The sequence below is a fragment of the Salicibibacter halophilus genome (genome assembly GCF_006740705.1).
Taxonomy (GTDB): Bacteria; Bacillota; Bacilli; order Bacillales; family Marinococcaceae; genus Salicibibacter; species Salicibibacter halophilus.
The window spans coordinates 1,707,900-1,730,210 of record NZ_CP035485.1 but is presented as its reverse complement, the minus strand read 5'-3'; the positions used below and the strand labels follow the sequence as shown (position 1 = coordinate 1,730,210).

The following is a 22,311-nucleotide window of genomic DNA, read 5'->3' as shown; positions in this document are numbered from 1 at the left end:
TATGGCAGAGCCGGAATTCGAACCAACCAAAAAATCGTCAAAATTAAATAGCCGCCTCTCGTGGATATGGACAGAATACAGCGTGATTATCGCATTCTTGATTCTTTTTGCGGCTTCATCCATCTTGAGTCCGAGATTTTTGGAATTTAGCAATCTGATGAATATCTTAATGCAAGTCTCTATTATTGGTGTCATTGCTTTAGGAATGACGATGATTATGCTGTCCGGCGGGATAGACTTATCCGTGGGAAGTGTTTTGGCCTTAGTCGGTGTATTTTCGGTTATCGCCTTAAACGCTTCAGGGAGTATTTTTGTTGCGGTGATAACAGCCTTGGCCGTTGGGGCGTTTACAGGCTTTCTTAACGGGTTTATGGTCGCAAAATTAAAGATTGCTGCCTTTATTGCCACGTTGGGGATGATGGCTGCTGCCCGCTCCATTGCCTTATATACGTCAGACGGAGGCAGCATTTCCGGCGAGGTCGACGGATTTAGTTCCATTTCAAATAGCAGTATCGGAGCGATTCAATCGCCGATTTTTATTTTCGCATTGATGGCGGTACTTGTTTTTATCTTATTGCAGCAAACGCGTTTTGGGCGTTATGTATATGCGATTGGCAGTAATGAAAAAGGGGCGCTTTTGTCAGGAATCCGGGTAGATCGTATAAAAATAGCCGTGTACACACTGGCAGGAATGCTTGTAAGCGTCGCCGCGATCATCGAGACGTCTCGACTGAATTCTATTTCTTCCTCCAGTTCCGGGCAACTCTATGAACTGGATGCGATCGCTGCCGTCATCATCGGTGGCACACGGATGACCGGAGGACGCGGCAAAGTTGTCGGTACAATTTTCGGAGTACTGATCCTGGGTATTTTAAATAACATGATGAATTTAATGAATGTATCTCCGTATCTTCAAGGGTTTGTAACAGGCTTAGTGATTATTATTGCTGTGGTATTTCAAAAGAGAGAATAACTAAACGAGGTGATCTTTTGGGTTATATAAGAGTAGGGTTGATCGGTTATAAATTCATGGGAAAAGCGCACACACAAGCGTATAAAAACACCAATTTTTATTTCGAGCCACAAGATCCTTTTCAATTAAAAGTAATTTGTGGAAGAAACGAAGAAAGCGTAAAGGAAGCGGCTTTTACGTACGGTTGGGAGTCTTATGAAACGGACTGGCGATCCGTTATCGAACGTGACGACATTGATCTTATTGATATCGGCACGCCTAGTAATACCCATAAGGATATTGCTATTGCAGCTGCGAAAGCTGGTAAACATGTGTTAACCGAAAAACCTATGGCGCTAAGCGTACGTGATGCAAAAGAAATGTTGAAGGCAGTTACAGATACCGGTGTGCAACATATGGTTAGTTTTAACTACCGTCGCGTACCTGCCATTGCTTTAGCTAAACGTATGATCTCTGAGGGGAGAATAGGGAGAGTTTACCATATACGCGCTCATTATTTACAAGATTGGCTTGCGAATCCCCAATCTCCGTTTGCCTGGAGATTAGATAAAAATATAGCCGGTTCCGGGGCACACGGTGATTTAAATGCCCATATTGTCGATCTCACGCGCCACCTTGTTGGCGAATTTGATGAAGTGGTAGGGATGTCTGAAACATTTGTAAAAGAGCGTCCTATCGATAATGGTGAAGGTAAAAGAGATGTAACCGTCGATGATACAACTCTTTTTTTGGCTCGATTTGACAATGGGGCTGTAGGCAACTTTGAGGCAACCCGTTATGCTACTGGCCGTAAGAATCATGAATATATCGAAATTAATGGTTCTATGGGGTCGATTGTCTTCAATTTTGAGAGAATGAATGAGTTGCAATTTTTTTCAAAAGAAGATGACCATCACTTGCAAGGATACAGAAACATTCTTGTGACCGAACCGGAAGCTCATGAATATATGAATGCTTGGTGGCCTCCCGGTCATTTAATCGGATATGAGCATGCGTTTACACACCAAGCCAGTGATTTTGCACGTGCGATCTCACAACAACAACCTGTTTATCCGAATTTTGAAGATGGTTTACGTTGTCAGCAAGTGTTGGAAGCTGTAGACCATTCCATTCTATCAAGAACATGGGAAAAGGTAGAGAAAAGCAATGATGTGGGACGTACGCGAGAACGTTGAATACCTTTACGGGTAAAAGCAAAGCCGTTTCGTCCCTCGAAGGGAAGGAAAACTACCCCTAGAGGTACAACAAAGCCGTTCTCGTTCCTCGAAGGGAAGAAAAACTGCCCCTAGAGGTACGGCAAACCTGACCCCGTCCCTCAAATAAGATGGATCTGCTCTGAATGGTCCGATGCGGTCTCTTGCTAGAGTAAATCCAATTAGATTTTTTGATCTATGTTTGCATAGATATCTGGTTTTTATGCAGTCAAACGTCCAAAGGGAAGAATTTATGAAACATTGCGCTAGGAATTGAAATGGAGGAGAAAAATATGAACTTAGGCGTGTTTACGGTTTTATTTGCTGATCGCCCCCTTGATCAAGCACTTGATCATATTTTAGGGCATGGGATTCATCATGTAGAAATCGGTTGTGGGGGATATCCCGGTAATGCCCACTGCAACCCGAAAAATTTACTGGAAAACCTTGATCAAACGAAAAAAATGAAAGACATGTTGCGAGAACGATCGATGCAGATTGATGCGTTAAGTGCTCATGGAAATCCTTTGCATCCTAACAAAGATATTCGTCAATCCGATCATCAAGATCTACTTAATACCATCAAACTAGCAAATGAATTGGAAGTGGATACGGTAGTAACGTTCGCCGGTTGTCCCGGTGATTCGGATCATGCTCATTATCCAAACTGGGTAACATCCACGTGGCCGCCGGAATATCGTGACCTTTTGGAATGGCAATGGTCAGAAAAAGTTATCCCTTATTGGCAGCAGATGGCTGAACAAGCTCAAAAATATGGGGTGAGAATTGCCATTGAGCCTCACCCGGGATTTGTGGTGTACAACACTGAAAATATGAGCCGTCTTAGAGAAGCCGTTGGCACAACAATTGGGTTAAATTTTGACCCAAGTCACCTTTTTTGGCAACAATCAGATCCTATCGCTATGATTAAGGAATTTGGAAAAAAACAAGCGATTTATCATGTACATGCGAAAGACACGTATTTAGATGATCAGAACATCAGTGTAAATGGCGTTCTAGACACAAAACCCTTTAGTGAAATGCTTGATCGTTCTTGGTATTTTCGAACAATCGGCTATGGACATGGAGAAGATAAATGGAAAGAGATGATAAGTGCACTGCAAGCGGTTGATTATGACGGCGTTATTAGCATTGAACACGAAGACGCACTTATGACGCCTGATGAAGGCTTTCAAAAGGCAGTAGGTTTTCTGCAAAGCATCTTGATTCGTGAAAAAAACACAGCTATTTGGTGGGACTGATCCGTTGATCAGAAAAGATCATGAGGACCATTCATCAGGATTAGCAATAAGTTGTAGCATATTTCCAATGCATCATGTATAATACTGTATAGGGAAGGGGAGCAATGTCCCCTTATGAAATGGTTGGTTTGACTTAATCATCAAACCACTTAGCAAGGAGTAAGGCGAGTCTGTGGAGGACTCGTCTTACTTTCTTTCTTTCTATCCCATACTGCCAAAAGCAGTAGGAACAGAAGAAAACTTGCTAGTTCCATTGGGGAGTGGTAGCCTAATCCCTATACAGCGTTGGCTACATGTCCATGATACTACATTTGTTTGTGTGTGAAATTGGACACCGTCTGAATTTTTTTAGTAATACTTAAAACGATTCCCTCCCTTGCGTGTCCACGGCTGTTACTTCATAATCTTTTCCTTTATCGCTGTTTTTGTAGGTAGTGGACGTATTCCCGATAACGTTCGCCACAAACTTTCCGTCACTCTCATAAATTCGGTAACCAATAATGTCCTCATCCGTATGTTGATCCCAGTGCAACGCGCCCTCGCCAGTTCTGACACCATTGACTGCTTTCGGAGGATGATCGCTGACCGGTGTTTCAAGCCCAGCGGGAATCACGTCACCAAGCAGCCGGTCTTTTTCATGTTCGCCCAGCTCCAATTGTTCAAAAAAAGGAAGATCCGCGACGATCCCCTTGCGAGTAAACGCTACCGGGGTATCTTCCAATGCCGGATAATTTTGTCCGTTGATCGTTACATATGCTTCTTCCTGGGAATCATCTTTTTTTGTAGGAACGTGATCTTCGTTCATAAGATCTGTGTCAATAAGCCCTGCGTTATGACAAGGGATGGAAGGTAGAAGACCATTAAGCCCGCACACTGTTTGACGCCTAATCCTGTCCGGTTTTTTAAAACGCTGCTCATTTAAAATTACATCTTCATTAGCGTCTGCAGCTGCGTTCATCATTGTCGCCCACAGCGCTTGCGTGCGTTGACTGTACGTGAGCCCGTTGTACTGTCGTTTCAGCGGTTGAGGTTCGTCATAACCGATCCATACCCCGAAGGTCACGTTTGGGTTCAGCCCGATAAACCATGCGTCATGGTAATCGGTGCTCGTCCCTGTTTTTCCGGCCCAATCGCCGCTGATAGCAAGTTTATTCGGTAAAAAATTAGCAGTGCCGTTCTTTATGACATCCCGCATCATGTCCACAGCGAGATAAGACGTTTGCGGTGAAAAAACAAGCCTCGATTCCGGTTCATATTCATAGATCTCTTCGCCATTGTGTGTCTCGATTCGTTCAATCATGTATGGGTCTTGTCTTTTGCCTTCGTTTCCGAAAAGCGACATGGCGCTTGTATTTTGCTCAACGCTTGCGTCAATAGCTCCCAGAGCCGCGGATTCATACACGGAGTCATCATCGAGAGAGAATCCCATGTTCTGCAAATCTTTTTTCACCTCCCCTTGGTCCAACTGCTGAAATGTCTTGACCGAAGGGACATTTTGCGAATGCATTAACGCGTCACGCACCGGAATGAATCCGAGGTAGTTGTCGCTATTGTTGGCCAACGCTGTTCCATCACTATAAGATGATGGCATATCCGGAAGGAGAGAAGCGGGCTGGACCATTCCTCTCTCCATTGCGGAGCCGTAAGGCATTAACGGTTTGATCGTAGATCCGACAGAGCGTTGGCCTTGAGTCGCGTGATTTAAATTTTCTCTTTCAAAGTCTCTTCCTCCAACAAAGCTTAGAATGGCGCCAGACTTGTTTTCTACAAGGGTTGCTCCTATCTCCTCAGGCATTTCCCCTCGATCGGGTCCAAAAAGCTTATCGTCCTTGATGGATTTATTCATGGCATCATAAATAGTTTTATCAATGGTTGTGTGAATCCGGTAACCGCCAAGACGGAGTTGTTTTTTGGCTTCATCGTAATAGTGCTCCATCGCCTCATTATTTAAATTGGCAGCATTTATGTTCTCTTTTTCCAATAAAATGTCACGAAGAATAAAAGCAGCCCGCCGTTCTATTTCATTGCTCATGTAAGGATAATGCTCCATGCTTCTGCTCTTTGTATCTTTTTTGTCCGTTAAATGTTTTTCAATATCGTAGGTCAGGGCTTCTTCATACATAGCGTCATCGATGATGTTTTTTTCGTGCATGCGCGAAAGAACAGTTTTCATGCGGGTTATTCCGGGCGACAAATCATCACGGATGTCTCCATCAGGGTTGAAAGGAGTAAAACTGAACGGGTTTTGCGGCAATCCCGCGATAAATGCAGCTTGTGGAAGGTTGAGTTCTGAAGCATCGACACCGAATACTCCTTGAGCCGCTGTTTGCACTCCAGCGATTTGTGTGCCGGAGGCATCTCTGCCGAAGGGAACAACATTAATATAAGCTTCCAGGATTTCATTCTTTTCTAGGTAATTTTCCATACGCATGGCGAGCATCATTTCCCGGGCTTTGCGGGTAAAAGAAACTTCACTCGATAGCAGCTGATTTTTTACGACTTGTTGGGTTAACGTGCTCCCTCCGCTTTGCATGCCCGAACCTGCGATTTCCTGAACAGCCGCGCGCATAATGGCTTTCGGGACAATCCCGTGATGTTCATAGAAGTATTCATCTTCAGTCGCGATCATTGCCTGGATCACGTAATCGGATACTTCATCAAGGGAGACTTCACGTCGGTCTAAAATGGAAGGGAGTTCACCGAGGTAGGTATCGCCTGCAAAATAAATTTCACTCGTCTGTTCATAATTATAAAGGTCCATTTTTATTTTATCTTCCGAATACGCGGGTGCATCCTCTGCAAGAGAAACAAAGTACCCTAGACCGGCAGCGCCAACAAACGTCATACAGATAAGCACCGTAGTTATGATAATCAAAAATAAATTCCAAAGAACCTGCCCGGTGATATCGATGGGGCGGCCGATCTTCGTTTGGTTCCACTGTCCCAACCAATCGTTTAGCCTTTGCAAACGACGCTTCATTACGCCCTCCTCCTAGTTACAACGCTTGAAAGGTCACCTGAACCGTTTGTTAGCCCTCTCGGTGTAGCCGTGGTTTCTTAGTTTTGCCCATGCACACAGTTGACATTCTGTTTCTTTTTGTGCTATAAAAAAAGCATTCATATCAAAACAAACGGAGAAGGCAACGAAGTAGCTTTATGTGTTTTGGCTCAGAGAATCGGCGGCTGCTGCGAGCCGATGCAAACGCAAACAGTGAATTACATTGCCGGAGTTTTCTCGGATAGAAGAACGTATTCTCTGCGTTAAAGAGCCGAGGTGGAAGACAAGGTCTTCAACAAGGGTGGTATCGCGACAAGTTCGTCCCTTTATTAGGGGTGGACTTTTTTATTTTCATGAGGAGGAAAGAAAAAATGTCAGAAGAATTACAAGCAACACCGGAACAAGAAAAAGAAATTGATGATCAAGTTAAAGCTTTACAAAGAGGGGTTGTGGAAATTGTTCCCGAAGATGCGTTTCGGGAAAAAATCAAAAAATCCGTCATCACCGGTAAACCGTTGAAGATCAAACTTGGTATGGATCCATCCGCGCCCGATGTTCATATCGGCCATACGGTCGTGCTGCATAAATTGCGCCAGTTTCAGGAATTCGGCCATGAAATTCAAATGCTTATCGGCGACTTCACCGGGAAAATCGGAGATCCGAGTGGGAAGAGTGAGACGCGTAAACCTTTAACGACAGAAGACGTGGAAGCGAACGCGAAGACGTACGTGGAGCAATACGGGAAAGTGTTGGATATGGATAAAGCAACGCTTTATTACAATTCGGAGTGGCTTAGCAAACTAACATTTGAGGATGTTATTAAACTGGCCGGAAATCTTACCGTGGCCCGCATGCTTGAAAGGGAAGATTTTCATAACCGTTATACATCGAATAAACCGATCTCTGTCCATGAATTTTTCTACCCATTGATGCAAGGATATGATTCCATCGCGATGGACAGCGATATCGAGGTAGGCGGCACCGACCAAACCTTTAATGTCATGATGGGCCGTCAGCTGCAGGATGCTTACGGCAAAGAAAAGCAGGTAGCCCTTACCTTGCCGCTTATTGAAGGCTTGGACGGCGAGCGAAAAATGTCGAAGTCTCTGGACAATTACATCGGCATTGACGAGGAACCGAATGAAATGTTCGGAAAAGCCATGTCCATCCCGGATGAACTCATGCTTAAATATTACGAGCTGGCGACGGATATTTCGCTCGCGGATATTGAACAACTGGAAAAAGAACTTGCTGATGGTTCGCTTCATCCACGTGATGCCAAGCAAAGGTTGGGCAGGAAGTTCGTTTCGATGTATTACGGGGAAGATGAAGCAGAGAAAGCCCAGCGTTACTTCCAAACCGTCTTTCAGAAACGAGCGCTTCCCGATGATATGCCCGAAGTGGAGTGGAAAGGGGAAGCAACCGTATCGATTATTGATCTTCTCGTGGAATTAGACATGCAGCCTTCAAAAGGCGAGGCTCGCAAAATGATTCAAAATGGCGGCGTGAAAATAAACGAAGAAAAGGTACATGACATTAAAACGGAGATCGCTGTTGAAAATGGCATGATTGTGCAAGTCGGTAAGCGGAAGTTTACGAAGTTAAGTGTTTGATCGTCTCCCACCTTCATTGGAGGTGGGAGCTCTGTTTTTGTATCGATCTTCATCCTAATAGGACGTTTTATCATTTGAGTTTTTCCAAGTTTGGAAGGGTAGGTCGTAGTTATCCGGGCACATTTGGACCATCGTAATGCTACGCTTTTCAACAGGCAGTGCAATTTGTTCATAAATAAACTGATCATCAAACCCGATTTGGGCTGCCTCTGTTTTCGTAGCTGCATAGTACACCGCCCTTGGTCTAGCCCAATAGATGGCACCGATGCACATTGGGCATGGTTCACAACTCGTATAAATGTCACAATCTGTTAATTGGAAACGATTCAATGAACTGCATGCCGCCCGGATAGCTTGAATTTCTGCATGGGCCGTTGGATCATTCGTTGCTGTTACTTCATTACGCCCGGCACTAATTACCCTTCCGTCTTTTACAACAATTGCACCAAATGGGCCGCCATTGCTCCTTGCGCTTTTTTGCGCAATTTCGACAGCCCTTTCCATAAACTTCTCCTCTCCCACAAGACCCCTCCATTCCATCCTTGAATGATAATTGAAAACGCCTTCATTATGACATATGCGTGGGCAGTGCATTTAACTCACGTGTGTCCTAAAAAGAATTCAGCAGATAAAAAAACAACCTCCAAAGCAGGAGGTTGTTTTCTCTTCGATTAACGTGAATACCACTCAACGATGAGGGCTTCGCTAATTTCAGACGGCAATTCGGAGCGTTCCGGCAAACGCGTGAACGTTCCTTCCAATTTGTCTCCGTCGAAATTAATATATTCCGGTTCGAACGCCAACGCTTCACGTGCATCCGCGATCACACTCAAGTTACGGGATTTTTCGCGAACCCCGAATGTTTGTCCAGGCTTCACTGTGTAGGACGGGATATCGACACGTCCTCCATCTACGGTGATGTGCCCATGATTTACGAGTTGACGCGCACCCCGGCGTGTGCGGGCAAGTCCGGCACGGTACACGAGGTTGTCCAAGCGTCGCTCCAGCAAGATCATGAAATTCTCACCATGAACACCTTTCTGTTTCCCGGCTGTTTCAAAGGTGCGAACGAACTGACGCTCATTTAATCCATACATATAACGGAGCTTCTGTTTTTCCTGTTGCTGAAGACCGTATTCGGTTAATTTTTTACGTTGGGTTGGGCCGTGCTCACCCGGCGGGTAAGGACGCTTTGCTAGTTCTTTTCCCGTTCCGCTAAGCGAAATGCCAAGGCGGCGGGATTTTTTCCAGGTTGGACCTGTATAGCGAGACATGATAGTTCCTCCTTTATCACGTTTATTGGCGTGAAAAAGAACAACGGTAGGCAATCTCCCATAACGCTCATTTTGCTTTCACACATCTTCGCTCCCGACAGCAGGGAGTTACGGGATGCACCTCGATTTTCAGCCGCGGTCGAGGAACAAAATGAAAGGGGTGCACGTTACAAGTTCACCATTGCTGTCTTTTAACACAACTTACATTGTATAGAGAATACATGCCAAAGTCAACCGGCGGTTTGCCGCGAGCATGGGAAATGTTATATTGGAAGAAAAAAGAGAGGCAGATAAACATGAAACAGACAGAACTCGCTGCATATATTGACCATACGCTTTTAAAACCGGAAGCAACGAAAACAGATATTCTCACTTTATGTGATGAAGCGAAAGAACATCGTTTTGCAACCGTTTGTATCCCGCCGTATTGGGTGAAAACCGCGGTGCAAGCATTGGAAGGAAGCGATGTCGGAGTAGCAACGGTGATCGGCTTTCCCCACGGCATGAACGTATCGGAAATAAAGGCATTTGAAACGGAAAAAGCAATTGAACAAGGTGCGTCAGATGTGGATATGGTGATCAATGCAGGTGCGCTGAAGTCAGGCGATGAAGATGGCGTTCGAGCAGACATCGATGCTGTTGTAAAAGCGAGCGGCGGCCGTGCACTCGTGAAAGTGATCATCGAAACGAGCCGATTGACCGAGGAAGAGAAGAAAACGGCCACACGCCTGGCTGTGGAAGCAGGGGCGGATTATGTGAAAACGTCCACCGGCTTTCACACTGCCGGCGCAACACTTGCCGATATCAAGTTAATGAAAGAAGTGGCAGGGGAAAAAGGGAAACTTAAAGCATCAGGTGGTGTTAAAACAGCGGAGGATGCAAAAGCATATATCGAAGCGGGCACCGACCGGATCGGAACAAGTTCCGGGATCGCGATTGTTACAGGTGATGGGGGCAGTGGCGCGTATTAGTGAAGCGTCGACACGATGTATGGAACTAGTGCACTATTTTCCCCGACGATCATGAAATCGGCTGAGTGAAGACAAAAACCACCCGTGGGCTGGGTGGTTTTTGTCGGTTATAACACCGTGGACGCAGGCTCTGTGTCCAGCATCTCCACAATGTCATTTTTTTCATCCATAATCGCCACCTTCGGTCGGTGGTTTTGCGCGGCATCTTCTTCCATTAAGGAATAAGATAAGATGATGACGACATCGCCAGGTTGCACCAACCTTGCTGCTGCGCCATTTAAGCAGATCTCCCGCTTCCCGCGCGTTCCTTTAATAACATACGTTTCAAAGCGTTCCCCATTATTATTGTTTACGATTTGGACTTTTTCATTTTCCAAAAGATCGACTGTATCCATTAAATCTTCATCGATGGTAATGCTGCCTACATATTCCAGATTAGCCTCGGTCACGCGAGCGCGATGAAGCTTTGCTTTCATCATAGTGCGAAACATTATTTCCCCTCCGAAACAGCGTGCGTGCCGTAGAGTCCATCGAGCTGTTCCGCTTTCATCGTAAACGTGTTTGCCGCTTCAGGAAATGCACGGGATTTGACATCGCTGACGTAGTTTTCGAGGCCGACTTCAATATGCGGTGATATGTTCGCGTACTGCTTTACAAATTTTGGGGTATGCTCCGATCCATAGCCAATAACGTCATGGTAAACGAGCACTTGGCCATCGGTTTCCGCTCCGGCACCAATGCCGATGATCGGAATATCCAAGCGATCTGCAACGAGTGCCCCCAACTGTTTCGGAACGCATTCAAGCACGAGGGCGAAAGCGCCTGCCGCTTCCAATGCTTTTGCTTCCGTGACGAGTTTTTCCGCTTCCGAAGCTTCCTTGCCTTGTACTTTATAGCCGCCAAGCACACCGACGGATTGCGGTGTTAATCCCAGATGCCCCATGACAGGTACGCCGGCCTGTACTAGTTTTTCTACGGTATCTGTCACTTCTTGGCCGCCTTCCAGTTTCACCGCATCCGCGCCGGCCTCTTGAAGGAGACGTTTGACATGGCCGGATGTTTCGGAAAAATCTCCATGGTAAGAAAAGAATGGAAGGTCCGTAACGACAAATGTGTCCCGTGCCCCCCTCTTAACCGCCTTCGTGTGCAGGGCCATGTCATCGACAGTGACCGGGATCGTGGAATCATATCCAAGCACAACCATGCCCACAGAATCGCCAACTAAAATCAAGTCAACATCTGCACGTTCGGCAAGACGGGCAGAAGGCGCGTCATAGGCCGTGAGCATGGCAATCGGCTTCCCATCTTGCTTCATTTTTTTGAATTGAGCTGTAGTTTTCATCTTTCTTCCCTCCAGTTTCATGTGTTCCAAGAACCTGCATGAAACGGCAAAAAGCCTTCTTCCAAGGGATGAAGGCAGAAAGATAGCGCATACGAAAAAGCATTTTTTCCATGCTGTCCAGGTCCTCGCGGGATCCAAGCAGCTCTGCTTTTTGCATGTTTGCCCTACAAATCGGTGCCGTTCCTCACAGATACAGCCCTTGTGACCGTAGTATAGCATGAATTTATTTGTTTTTGTCTATTTTGTGTCAAAAAATTGCATTAAATCGATACGCGGGAATAGCATGACACCGCAGAAAGGAAGAAACCTGTCATGAACTCCCTGTGGCGACGCCCTCACACTAACGGTCCGCCGCCATTTTCCAAGTATTGTTCGATGCCCTCCGAGGCGCGGTAAGCGAATGCCCCCACAGTACCGGTAGGGTTGAAATTACTAAAGTGGGGAAAAGCGGAAGCCCCTACAACAAACAAATTTTCTGCGTCCCACATTTGCAAGTAATTATTCACTGCAGAGGTTTCCGGGTCATCCCCCATAATTACCCCGCCGGCGTAGTGTTGCCCATAAAACACATTCGGAAATTCTTCGGCTAACGAAGACTCTTCTGCATCGATAATGTCCGCGCCCATTTCTTCCAACACTTCTTTGCACAACTCTAAACCAAAGTCCATGATGTTGCGATCTTGGTCGGTGTATTCATTGGTCACCCGTAAAAGCGGATCCCCATGTATGTCTGTATACGTAGGATCCAAATCCAAATAATTGAATTGCCAGGGCATCGTTCCGACTTGCCAACGTACACGGATATTTCGGTTGGCATAAAATAATGATTTTTCCTTGAATTCACGCCCCCACGTAGGTGTTCCCTCGGGAACATGGTTATGTTCAATCGGTCTTTGTCCCCATTGCGGGCAGTCGACTTCTCCGCCGTGAATAAAATCCAAATCGGTATGGTCCATGTTATCGCCGGCAAAATCATCAAAGCAAGCTCCCAATGCGCCGGCTCCCATATAGGTATTGAATTTGCGGTCATTGAAAAAACCTCTGGCCCCCATATTAGAGAGGGAGTGCATCGTATAATTCTTGCCGATCACCCCTTCGCCTGTATCGGGGTTGTATGGGGTCCCGATCTCAGATAACAATAGCAGACGAGAATTTGTGAACGTGAACCCGGCTAGAACTACGACATCTGCCGGTTGCTCATACTCCCGGCCGGTTCGTGTATCCATGTATCGGACGCCGGTAGCTTGTTCGCCATCGTATAATACTCGTCGAACATTAGCTTTTGTCCGAAGTTCAAAATTATCGTGTTCTTTGGCTGTAGCCAACACCGTTACAAGGGGATCTGATTTGGCTCCATAATCACAGCCAAAGGTTTCACAGAAAGCGCAATACTGGCATTGGGAAATCGTTTGGCCATCCGGATTTTCATAGGTTTCGCTAAGGTTTGCAGACGGAAATTGAAAAGGGTGGTAACCCAAATTTCTTGCGGAATCTTTGAATAAGCGGGTGATGGCTGTATCTGTCATCGGAGGGGTAGGATAGGGGTTTGAACGTTCCGGCCCAAATTCGCTCTCTTCCCCGGATATTCCGGCAGTCTTTTCAAAGCGGTCATAATAGGGCTCCATATCATCGTAGGTGATCCCCCAATCCTGTAGGGTCATCTCTTCAGGGATTTTTTCTTCTCCATATCTTTCGACTGTTTGGCTGTATATTTCAAAGTCATAAGGCAGATTCCGAAAGGTGACTCCATTCCAATGAACACTGGCGCCTCCCGTATCGGTTCCCCAATGCATGTCACTTTGTTCCCGCACGGGCAATGCCTCTATGTCCCGGAAATGCCGTGAAGTAATCGTTTCTTTTGAAAAGTCTTGCATCATCTCATGCCGCAACGAAAAACGCAATTCGTCTTTCACATGAATATAGTCTTCGATTGCTTTGGATTCCCCCCGTTCCAAACAGACGACTTGACGCCCTTCCTTTGCCATTTCGGCACTTACAATCCCTCCGGCCCAACCACTTCCGACGACAAGCACTTCTACACTATCTAACTGTGTAACCATGTGCTCCCTCCTTGTGTTTGCGTGATTAGGAGTATTATTAACCTTTGTTCAAGTTTTTATGTACATTTTTCCTTTTTTAAGTGTTGGAAGAGGGGAGCTGGGGCGGGCAGCGGCAAAAATAAAAAAAGCCCCTGGCAATATAGCCATAGTGCAAGGGGGTGTAACGTTTTTTATTCCCCGATAAACGGGGTGATCCTGTTCACAAATTTCTCCAATAATGCTCCTTCTTCTTCTGAAAAACGACCGAGGTCCGGAGAGTCAATGTCGAGTACACCGAATAGCTCATTTCCAATCATGATCGGGACGACGATTTCCGATTGGGATTGTGCATCACAGGCGATGTGCCCCGGGAATTCATGAACGTTTTCCACGACTTGCGTGTTTCCTGTTTCAGCAGCTGTGCCGCACACTCCTTTTCCGATCGGAATGCGAATGCAAGCGGGCAGCCCCTGGAATGGTCCTAGGACGAGCTCTCCTTCTTTGTAAAGATAAAACCCTACCCAATTGACGCGATCGAGAAATTGATTTAAAAGCGCGGTGACATTGGATAAGTTGGCGATTTGATCTGTTTCGCCGCTCAGCAACGCTTCTCCTTGCTGGGATAATTGTTCGTATTTATCCTCCATATTTTTGCTATATGTCACAGGTTCAAACATGTTTCCAGCCTTCTTTCTTTTGTTGATTGTCTGTAATTATTATAACATGCCGAAAACCGATAAAAGTAGTCGAGAAGTATTTGCAGGAACGCGCAAGATAGAGACGAATATTAAGGGTGAAGCTAATTTGAATGGAGGCGACAAGTATGGCAGTAAATCAAGGCACGAAAGACAAGGTCGCCGAGGCAGCAATAGACTTGTTTATGACGAAAGGATACAGCGGAACGTCCGTGCGTGCAATTGCCGATCGTGCAGGGGTGAACGTTGCGCTCATCTCTTATTATTTTGGCGGAAAAAAAGGGATGTTGGAGAACTTGATTAATACGTATCTGGAAGGGTACCTCAAAGAGCTCGAAGAAGCTTCGAAACAGGCAACCGGAAGCTTTGAACGGCTCCTTGCGATCATCGAATCCGCGCTGCAGTTCCAGCAAACGCACCATCGGATGGCCAGGCTCGTTTTGCGGGAATTAACGCTCGATTCGATCCTTGTTCGCGAAGTGATGGCCAGTTATTATATGAAAGAAAAACATTTGTTTATACAAGTATTGGAAGCAGGAAAAAAAGAAGGCGCGTTCAAAGGCATGCGAAAAGAATGGGCGATTTTGCATTTGCGAGGCATGGTTACCATGCCGTTTTTGCACGCGCAACACATCCGTGAAGTTTTTCATTTGGAGCCCAGTGATCGCACATTTTTATATCATTATATGAAGCATGTGCGCCAGTTTGTGGAAGTGCAAATTTGCGAGCCGCAACCTGCCCCGGCCTCCCTTGTCGTTTAGTCTTAGCTGTAATTTGAGCGGTCGCTCTCGTTTTATACCGCGAAAAGTGGTCTTTTTCAGCGTCCGCCCGTTTTTAATACCGTGTAAGGAATGACAGATTTAAAACATCAATAATCACCCCGGCATATCAAGTTTTACCTTAGGCAGCATACCTCTTCCTTGCCCGAGGCCGTCCGGGTGGTGGGCATCAGATCCGTATACGAGTGGAACCCCCATCCGTTCGGCTTTTTCAATGATAGCAACCGGCGGGTAAGGTTCCCCGCACAAAGGTTTGACGACACCGGCGCCGTTGATATCCAAGGAAAATCCTGCTTTTCTTGTCTCGCCCAATACAGCTTCAAGCCAGCGTTCATCACTTGGGAGATCAAATGCTTTCCGGAATTTACGGATCAGGCTTACATGGCCGAGACGGCGAGGTTTATATTTTCCAAGGTCGGATGAAATCGAGCGCAGCACCGTTTCATAGTATCGGCGAACGAGCTGGTCGACTCCACCCGCTTTTTTTGCCAAGGCCTCGAAAGTTTCTGCGCTATAATCCAGCAGACCGTACGCGTCCCGCGCGTAAATAAAATGCACCGAAAGAATCGCATCATCGAGGGCTGGTCCGTATGCATCAAGAAAAGCCTTTGTCTCTGCCTCAAACCCTTCAATAAAATCAATTTCCAAACCGGTAAAAATCGTGATGTCGTTTTTATAACGCTTGCGCACGTCTTGAATGTCTTTGATATACGCCTCTAGATCAGCGTGCGGCATTCCGCTGTCTTTGTTCGGCGTCGGGTCGGGAAAACCTGCCGGGAGAGGGGCGTGTTCGCAGAAACTGATCCTTTTATATCCAAGTGTGATGGCCTGTTCAATATATTGCTCCAATGATGCATGGCTTCCATGTGGGCAAAAAGGGGTATGGACATGCCCATCATCGTGGATTTTTTCCATCGAATTTGCCTCCAAACGTTTCCCAATTCAACTCCATTCCATGTTATCATAGAATAGGCGACATTTTTTCCTATGAAATTAAAGGATTTTACTTTCCTATGACGAAAAATAAATATAAAATGATGATAACTTGGAATGCTACGGATAACTGGAGTGAAGCTTAATGGTGTACGTTTTCATCGGAATCGTGGTAGCCATTGCTTTAGTGGTTGCATACGGCGTGTATAATCGACGGCAAATCTATCAAAGTGTAGACAATCTCGATCAACGAAAAGGGCTGATTATGAGCGAGCCCGTGGCTGAAGAAATCAGCCGGGTAAAAGGATTGACCATTTCCGGGGAAACGGAAGAAAAATTTGAGAGATGGCGCGGGACATGGGATGAAATTGTCGATCAGCGCCTTCCGGAAGTAGAAATGTATTTGTTTGATATCGAGGAAATTGCAAATAAATACCAATTTAGGCGCGCCAAAGACAAACTCGTGGATGCTGATCATTATTTAACCGCGATTGAAGACGATATTTCCACGATACGGCAAGAAGTTGACCAGCTTGTGAATAGTGAAGAAAAGAACCGCGAGGAAATCGAAGCGGCTACCGAAAAATACAAGGACGTTCGTTCTTTGCTCTCCCGACAATGGCGGTCGTTAGGCGAAGCCGCGTCTCTGTTGGAAGAAAAAGTAAAAAAATGCCGCGAAGAATTAGAGGCATACGACGAAGAGACGAAAAGCGGAAATTACATGCGCGCGCGCGAGCACTTGTTATTTTTACAAGAAACGTTAGAGGAAGCACATGGCCAAATCGAAAACGTACCCAAATTATTGGCAGAAATTGACCGCGACATTCCGGAGCAAGTGAGGGAAATGCGGTCGAATGTGCGTGAAATGGAAGAGAATGCGTTTTCTTTTCGGCATTTTACTGTTCATGAAGATCTCGATGAAGTCGATGGAATGCTGAGCTATTTGAAACAAAATGTTTCCGCATTGGAATTGAAAGATGTGGAAGACAAGCTTGAGCAAATCAAGGAAACCCTTACTCAAAATGCCTCGTTATTGGAGCGGGAAGCAGAGGCCAAGAATGAAGTGGAAACTGGAGTAGCGTCCTTGAAAGAACGCCATGAGAACCTTCTTAATGCACTTGCCGAGCTAGAGGAAGAACGCAGTGGTGTGGAAATAAACTACCAACTGCCGGACGGAGATAAATCGAAAATGGAATCGATCCTAAAAGAAGTTTCGGATGTAGAAAAAGAGGGACAGGCATTTGAAGATTTACAGGCAAATCAAAAGCATTCCTATACTGATTTACGGGGAAAACTGGAAAATTTGAATATTCGAATGACCGAAATCGAGGATAGCATAAACGAATCTTTAGAGCGGTTGCAAGACATACGCGGCGATGAAACACGAGCGATGGAACAGTTAAAGGAATTGCGCGTGTGGATGACGGAAACCCAGTTTAAACTGCAAAAAAGCCAGCTTCCGGCGGTTCCGGAAGCGCTTGTGGATCAACTCGGCCATGCCGGAAAAGAACTTGAAAAAGCAACGGCCATGCTGGAAACGGTCCCCCTTGACATGAAAGCCATACAAGAGGCGCTGGAACAAAGCCATCAAGGAATCGAGAAAGCATCCCATACGCTGAGCGAAGCGGTCGATCAAGCGAATTGGGCAGAGCGCTTGTTGCAATTCGGGAATCGATACCGCAATCAATTTGCAGAGTTACCCCCAATCCTTAACGATGCGGAGAATCAATTCAGAAATGGTTACTATGAGATCACGATAAATGAAACGACGAGAGCATTAGAGCGACTCGTGCCGTACGCATTCAGCAATCTGCAAACGGAATGGGGAAAACGCACCCAGCGGCAAATGGCACTGGATTCCGTTAAGTAATGGGACCGTTTCTGCCGGAAAGCAAATGGCTCCTGTACCCATAGTTAGTGGGGCGCTTTCCGGTTTGGTCCTGTGAACAGCCAAGTTGTTCATTAACATCTTTCCCCCGGAAAGCAATCGACTGTAATTATTTGAGCTGCCGCCAATGGATGCGGAAAGCTCATTTTTTATCATGATCAACTTCATTTCGTCAAGAATGCGTCGGTGTGCTATAATATAAAGCCGTGTGACCGCAAGCAAAGCACTGAGAGGGATTAAATCATGATTTATTTAGATAACAGCGCGACAACTCTGCCTTTCGATGAAGTGTTGGATACGTATCAAAAAACCGCGATACGCCATTTCGGCAATCCGTCTTCCTTGCATGATTACGGATCGGAAGCGGAACAATTATTACGGCAGGCCAGACAGTCGATCGCAAACATTTTGAATATAAATACCGGAGAAATTACGTTCACTTCAGGAGGTACCGAAGGAAACAACATTGCCATAAAAGGAGCCGCTTATGCTCGGCGCGCCCGCGGCAACCATATCATCACTAGCGCTGTCGAGCACCCATCGGTGCTGGAAACATGCCGCTATTTGGAAAACCATGGGTTCGAAGTCACTTACCTTCCGGTGGACGAAGAAGGACATGTAAAGCTCCAGGATGTAAAAGAAGCGGTCCGAGAGGAAACCATTCTCGTTTCCATCATGCATGTGAATCATGAAACCGGGGCGGTTCAACCGGTGGAAAAAATTGCCGAGTGGTTGAGAGGACGGGAAAAAATCCGCTTCCATATCGATCACGTCCAAGGCGTGGCAAAAGTGCCGTTGCCATTAAAAAACAGCGGCATTGATCTTTGCACGGTCTCTGCCCATAAGATTCATGGGCTTAAAGGTATAGGTTTACTCTATATCCGGGAAGGGGTCCAAGTGGAGCCTTTATTCCATGGAGGCGGCCAGGAGCAAAACGTACGCTCGGGAACGGAAAATCTCCCCGGGATCGTGGCATTTGCAAAAGCTTTACGCTTATCCTTCGAGCGATACCAGGAGGCAAAATCAACGCTGGAAAAAAACAAAGAAATGCTCATCCAGGCATGCCGGGAGCGAGAGGGAATGACGGTCAATACACCGGAAAATGACAGTGCGCCCCACATTGTGAACGTTTCTGTTTTCGGAACCCGGCCGGAAATCGTCATCCAGGCGCTTACGAAGAAGAATATCCACGTGTCGTCAAAGTCCGCCTGTGCCGCGCGACTGCAAACGGCAAGTGAAGTGCTCGCCGCCCAGTTTGGCCATGAAGAAAGAGCGGAAACGGGGCTTCGTTTCAGTTTTTCCAGTGAAACGAAGGATGCGGACATTAAGCAACTCATGTCGGCTCTGGACGAGGTTGTACCGGAAATCCGCCGCGTGAATGAGGTGAAAATATGAAAGCGGACCACATTCTTGTGCGATATAGTGAAATCGCGTTAAAAGGGAAAAATCGAGCAGATTTTGAACGGACTTTAAAAGGGAATATCAACCGTGCACTGGCTTCTTTTTCCGGGGCAAAAGCAAGGCGTACGACCGGAAGGTTAGTTGTGGATACGCATGATGAAGATGAAGAAGCAATCATGGGGAAACTCCAACACATCTTTGGGATTTCTTCATTGTCATACGCCCGAAAAACAAGCCATGAATTGGTGGATATTCAAGCAACAGCGTTACGTGTCTTGCAAGGCCAACCGGATGCAAAAACATTCAAGGTGAGCGCACGACGTTCCTTTAAATCTTTTCCGATTCGCTCGCAACAGTTGAATCACGAAGTCGGCGGTTATGTGCTGAAAAACACGGAGGGAGTCACCGTTGATGTCCATCAACCGGATGTGGAATTACTCGTGGACGTGCGTGAGCATGGAACGTATATTAGCGCCGGAAAAATTCCGGGGCCGGGCGGATTGCCCGTCGGTTCATCGGAGAAAGTAATGCTGATGCTTTCAGGAGGCATTGATAGTCCGGTAGCAGGCTATCTCGCGCTAAAGCGCGGGGCAGAAGTAGAAGCCGTTCATTTTCACAGTCCGCCGTTCACGAACGAGCGCGCGAAACAGAAAGTGATTGATTTAAGCCGTATTCTCGCGGGGTATGGCACGACGATCCGGTTGCACGTCATTCCGTTCACGGAAATACAGCAATATATTCACAAAGAAGTAGCCACCAACTACGAAATGACCATCATGCGACGGATGATGATGCGGGTCAGCGAACGTGTGGCAAGAGAACGGGATGCCCTCGCCCTCGTAAATGGAGAAAGTCTTGGGCAAGTCTCATCGCAAACGCTCTCAAGCATGCATACGATCGAAGAAGTTGCCGATATGCCGGTGCTTCGCCCGTTGATCACGATGGATAAAGTGGAAGTGACGGATATCGCCGGGCAAATCGGCACGTTTGAAACTTCTATATTGCCTTATGAAGACTGCTGTACCATCTTTTTGCCGGCAGAGTCGAAAACGAAACCGAAAAGGGAAAAGGCCAATTTTTACGAGTCATTTTTAGACATGGACGAGATGTTGGAAAAGGCCGTATCAAATCGGGAAACGATAACGATTGATGCAAATGAGCCTTCAAGCCCGGCCTTCGAGGAATTGTTATGAAATAGCATGATCACCTGACGGGAGCCCGCTCCCGTCATTTGTTTACATAATTTTAATCAGCATAGCGATTGCATTTTGGGGATGCGTTTGGGAAAATAAGGCGAGACAACAAAATCACCGATGAGGGAGATAGGGGATCAGCGATGGGGACGCTATGGCAAAACGGTATCATTCGTACAATGGAGCATGCGCATGCCCGCGCTGAAGCTGTTTTTACCGAAGATGGCCGTATTGTGGACGTTGGTGCATTGCAATCGCTAATAAAAGCGTACAAACATCGTATTTTTTCGTATGTCGATTTACAAGGGGGAACGATGTTCCCGGGGTTCGTAGACAGTCACATCCATATGATGGGCTTTGGCCAAAATTTATTGCGTCTGGACTTATCACACGCAACGAGCAGCGATCAACTTTTGCGCCAATTGGAAAACGCAGCAACGGCTTTGGAGGATGGGGAATGGTTGATTGGAGAGGGATGGAACGAAAATAATTTTTCGGATAAACACATCGTCCATAAGGACCAATTGGATGAACGTTTTCCGGATCGCCCCGTCATGCTCACGCGTATTTGCAGGCACGCGATGATTGTAAACAGCAAGGCGATGCAACTGGCCGGCCTTCGCACTTCAACCCCGCATCCGGCGGGTGGGGTGATCGGTAAAGATGAAAGGGGAGAACTGACAGGTCTTTTATTGGACCAAGCACAGCATGCCATTCAACGTGTCGTGCCAGCGCCCACGGAAGCCATGTTGGAACGGGCATTAACGGTCGCGTTTGATCATATGGTTCAAACAGGCCTTACTGGTGTACATACAGAGGACCTTGCTTATTACGGCAGTTTTTCACGAGTGCTTCGCACATATAGGAAAACATTTGAGGGGAAGAAAAGAAAATTTCGTGTGCATCATCTCGTGAACGATGCTGTGCTCGACGATTTTCTTGTCTCCAGGCAAGCGCCATCGGAGTTTCAAACGTTCGGTGCAGTGAAAGTTTTTGCCGACGGATCATTGGGCAGCTATTCTGCATGGTTATTGGAACCATACACGGATCAACCTGAAAACAGAGGGGTGGCGATTTATTCGCCGGAAGCGTTAAAAGCGGTCATTAAGCGTGTTCGAGAGAAGGAAATGACGGTAGCCGTCCATGTGATCGGGGACGCGGCGCTGTCTTACACGCTTAATGCCATCGCAGCCTATCCGCCACCGGAAGGAAAAAACGATCGGCTGATCCACGTGCAGATTGCGAGCGAATCATTGATCCAACGTATGCGCCAATTGCCGGTGGTGTTGGATTTGCAACCGCGTTTTACCGTTTCTGATTTTCCATGGGTAAGAAATCTTTTGGGTCGAGAGCGGCTCCCGTATTCTTATGCGTGGAAAACGTTATTGCAAAACGGCCTTGCTTGTGCCGGCGGATCGGATGCTCCGATTGAACCTCCTGATCCGTTGCTGGGCTTCCATGCGGCGATGACTCGCCGTAAACCTGGAGAAGCGCATGCGGGCTATCATCCGGACGAGAAGCTCTCCGCTTTTGAAGCCGTGCAGTTATATACGCAGGGAAGCGCGAAAGCAAGTGGAGAGAATGCGCGTTACGGACGGATCGCCCCGGGGTATTGTGCGGATTTTACTGTGTTGGACGACGATCCGCTATCGATGGAGGATCCTGATGGTTTGTTACAGATGAAGGTTTTATACACGGTTGTTGATGAAAGCATAATGTATGCACGATCAGCGAAAGACCGTCTGCAAGAAAGCTGA

General features: G+C 46.6%; 19 protein-coding genes and 1 other annotated feature. Of the genes, 10 read left to right on the top strand and 9 right to left on the bottom strand.

Annotation, left to right across the window (positions count from 1 at the left end; genetic code table 11):
* Position 1: 1 nt before the first annotated feature.
* The 3 genes from EPH95_RS08350 to EPH95_RS08340 all read left to right on the top strand — a co-directional run bounded on the left by EPH95_RS08350 (position 2) and on the right by EPH95_RS08340 (position 3,428).
* A complete protein-coding gene (locus EPH95_RS08350) occupies positions 2-973 on the top strand; it encodes an ABC transporter permease (protein ID WP_142089051.1) in 972 nt (323 codons plus the stop codon).
* A 17-nt stretch (positions 974-990) separates the two neighbouring features.
* On the top strand, positions 991-2,148 hold the full coding sequence (locus EPH95_RS08345; protein WP_142089049.1) for a Gfo/Idh/MocA family protein: 1,158 nt from the start codon (positions 991-993) through the stop codon (positions 2,146-2,148).
* 311 nt (positions 2,149-2,459) lie between these two features.
* Positions 2,460-3,428 (top strand): sugar phosphate isomerase/epimerase family protein, encoded by a 969-nt coding sequence (locus tag EPH95_RS08340; protein WP_142089048.1) that lies wholly within the window; start codon positions 2,460-2,462, stop codon positions 3,426-3,428.
* Between the two features lie 358 nt (positions 3,429-3,786).
* Here the strand turns inward: EPH95_RS08340 and EPH95_RS08335 are convergent, their stop codons facing one another.
* On the bottom strand, positions 3,787-6,408 hold the full coding sequence (locus EPH95_RS08335; RefSeq protein ID WP_142089046.1) for a transglycosylase domain-containing protein: 2,622 nt from the start codon (positions 6,406-6,408) through the stop codon (positions 3,787-3,789).
* A gap of 145 nt (positions 6,409-6,553) precedes the next feature.
* Positions 6,554-6,755, top strand: a binding site (T-box leader).
* Positions 6,756-6,797: 42 nt separating this feature from the next.
* On the opposite strand from EPH95_RS08335, the gene tyrS reads away from it, so the two are divergent.
* Positions 6,798-8,039 carry a tyrosine--tRNA ligase gene (tyrS, locus tag EPH95_RS08330; RefSeq protein ID WP_142089044.1) on the top strand — a complete coding sequence of 414 codons (1,242 nt, stop codon included), beginning with the start codon at positions 6,798-6,800 and terminating at the stop codon, positions 8,037-8,039.
* 54 nt (positions 8,040-8,093) lie between these two features.
* Here tyrS and EPH95_RS08325 read toward each other — a convergent pair whose 3' ends face one another.
* Together EPH95_RS08325 and rpsD are read right to left on the bottom strand one after the other, a co-directional pair.
* Complete coding sequence (locus EPH95_RS08325; protein ID WP_142089042.1) at positions 8,094-8,561, bottom strand: nucleoside deaminase; 468 nt, start codon at positions 8,559-8,561, stop codon at positions 8,094-8,096.
* A gap of 149 nt (positions 8,562-8,710) precedes the next feature.
* Positions 8,711-9,313, bottom strand: a complete 603-nt coding sequence (gene rpsD, locus EPH95_RS08320; protein WP_142089041.1) for a 30S ribosomal protein S4 — start codon at positions 9,311-9,313, stop codon at positions 8,711-8,713.
* Between the two features lie 296 nt (positions 9,314-9,609).
* Here rpsD and deoC point away from each other — a divergent pair, with 296 nt between their 5' ends.
* Positions 9,610-10,284: a deoxyribose-phosphate aldolase gene (deoC, locus tag EPH95_RS08315; protein WP_142089039.1), complete on the top strand. Its 675-nt coding sequence runs from the start codon at positions 9,610-9,612 to the stop codon at positions 10,282-10,284.
* A 107-nt stretch (positions 10,285-10,391) separates the two neighbouring features.
* On the opposite strand, the gene panD is transcribed toward deoC, so the two are convergent.
* The 5 genes from panD to EPH95_RS08290 all read right to left on the bottom strand — a co-directional run bounded on the left by panD (position 10,392) and on the right by EPH95_RS08290 (position 14,342).
* Positions 10,392-10,775, bottom strand: coding sequence for an aspartate 1-decarboxylase (panD, locus tag EPH95_RS08310; RefSeq protein WP_142089037.1), 384 nt, complete (start codon positions 10,773-10,775; stop codon positions 10,392-10,394).
* On the bottom strand, positions 10,775-11,626 hold the full coding sequence (panB, locus tag EPH95_RS08305) for a 3-methyl-2-oxobutanoate hydroxymethyltransferase (RefSeq protein ID WP_142089035.1): 852 nt from the start codon (positions 11,624-11,626) through the stop codon (positions 10,775-10,777). Before panB ends, panD begins: the two co-directional genes overlap by 1 nt.
* Positions 11,556-11,783, bottom strand: a complete 228-nt coding sequence (locus EPH95_RS08300) for a hypothetical protein (protein ID WP_142089034.1) — start codon at positions 11,781-11,783, stop codon at positions 11,556-11,558. The genes panB and EPH95_RS08300 overlap by 71 nt, the downstream gene beginning before the upstream one ends.
* A gap of 178 nt (positions 11,784-11,961) precedes the next feature.
* On the bottom strand, positions 11,962-13,686 hold the full coding sequence (locus EPH95_RS08295) for a GMC family oxidoreductase (protein WP_142089032.1): 1,725 nt from the start codon (positions 13,684-13,686) through the stop codon (positions 11,962-11,964).
* A gap of 170 nt (positions 13,687-13,856) precedes the next feature.
* Entirely contained in the window at positions 13,857-14,342 is a 486-nt protein-coding gene (locus tag EPH95_RS08290; RefSeq protein ID WP_142089030.1) for a GAF domain-containing protein, read from the bottom strand.
* Positions 14,343-14,488: 146 nt separating this feature from the next.
* On the opposite strand from EPH95_RS08290, the gene refZ reads away from it, so the two are divergent.
* Positions 14,489-15,121, top strand: coding sequence for a forespore capture DNA-binding protein RefZ (gene refZ / locus EPH95_RS08285; protein ID WP_142089028.1), 633 nt, complete (start codon positions 14,489-14,491; stop codon positions 15,119-15,121).
* Positions 15,122-15,235: 114 nt separating this feature from the next.
* Here refZ and hisJ read toward each other — a convergent pair whose 3' ends face one another.
* On the bottom strand, positions 15,236-16,054 hold the full coding sequence (gene hisJ, locus EPH95_RS08280) for a histidinol-phosphatase HisJ (RefSeq protein WP_142089026.1): 819 nt from the start codon (positions 16,052-16,054) through the stop codon (positions 15,236-15,238).
* Between the two features lie 163 nt (positions 16,055-16,217).
* Between hisJ and EPH95_RS08275 the strand changes: the two genes are divergently transcribed.
* The 4 genes from EPH95_RS08275 to EPH95_RS08260 all read left to right on the top strand — a co-directional run bounded on the left by EPH95_RS08275 (position 16,218) and on the right by EPH95_RS08260 (position 22,311).
* A complete protein-coding gene (locus EPH95_RS08275) occupies positions 16,218-17,942 on the top strand; it encodes a septation ring formation regulator EzrA (protein ID WP_142089024.1) in 1,725 nt (574 codons plus the stop codon).
* 261 nt (positions 17,943-18,203) lie between these two features.
* The gene (locus EPH95_RS08270; RefSeq protein ID WP_142089022.1) at positions 18,204-19,355 is read left to right on the top strand and encodes a cysteine desulfurase family protein; all 1,152 of its coding nucleotides are present in this window, start codon (positions 18,204-18,206) and stop codon (positions 19,353-19,355) included.
* Positions 19,352-20,554: a tRNA uracil 4-sulfurtransferase ThiI gene (gene thiI / locus EPH95_RS08265; RefSeq protein WP_142089021.1), complete on the top strand. Its 1,203-nt coding sequence runs from the start codon at positions 19,352-19,354 to the stop codon at positions 20,552-20,554. Before EPH95_RS08270 ends, thiI begins: the two co-directional genes overlap by 4 nt.
* A 143-nt stretch (positions 20,555-20,697) precedes the next feature.
* A complete protein-coding gene (locus tag EPH95_RS08260) occupies positions 20,698-22,311 on the top strand; it encodes an amidohydrolase (RefSeq protein WP_142089019.1) in 1,614 nt (537 codons plus the stop codon).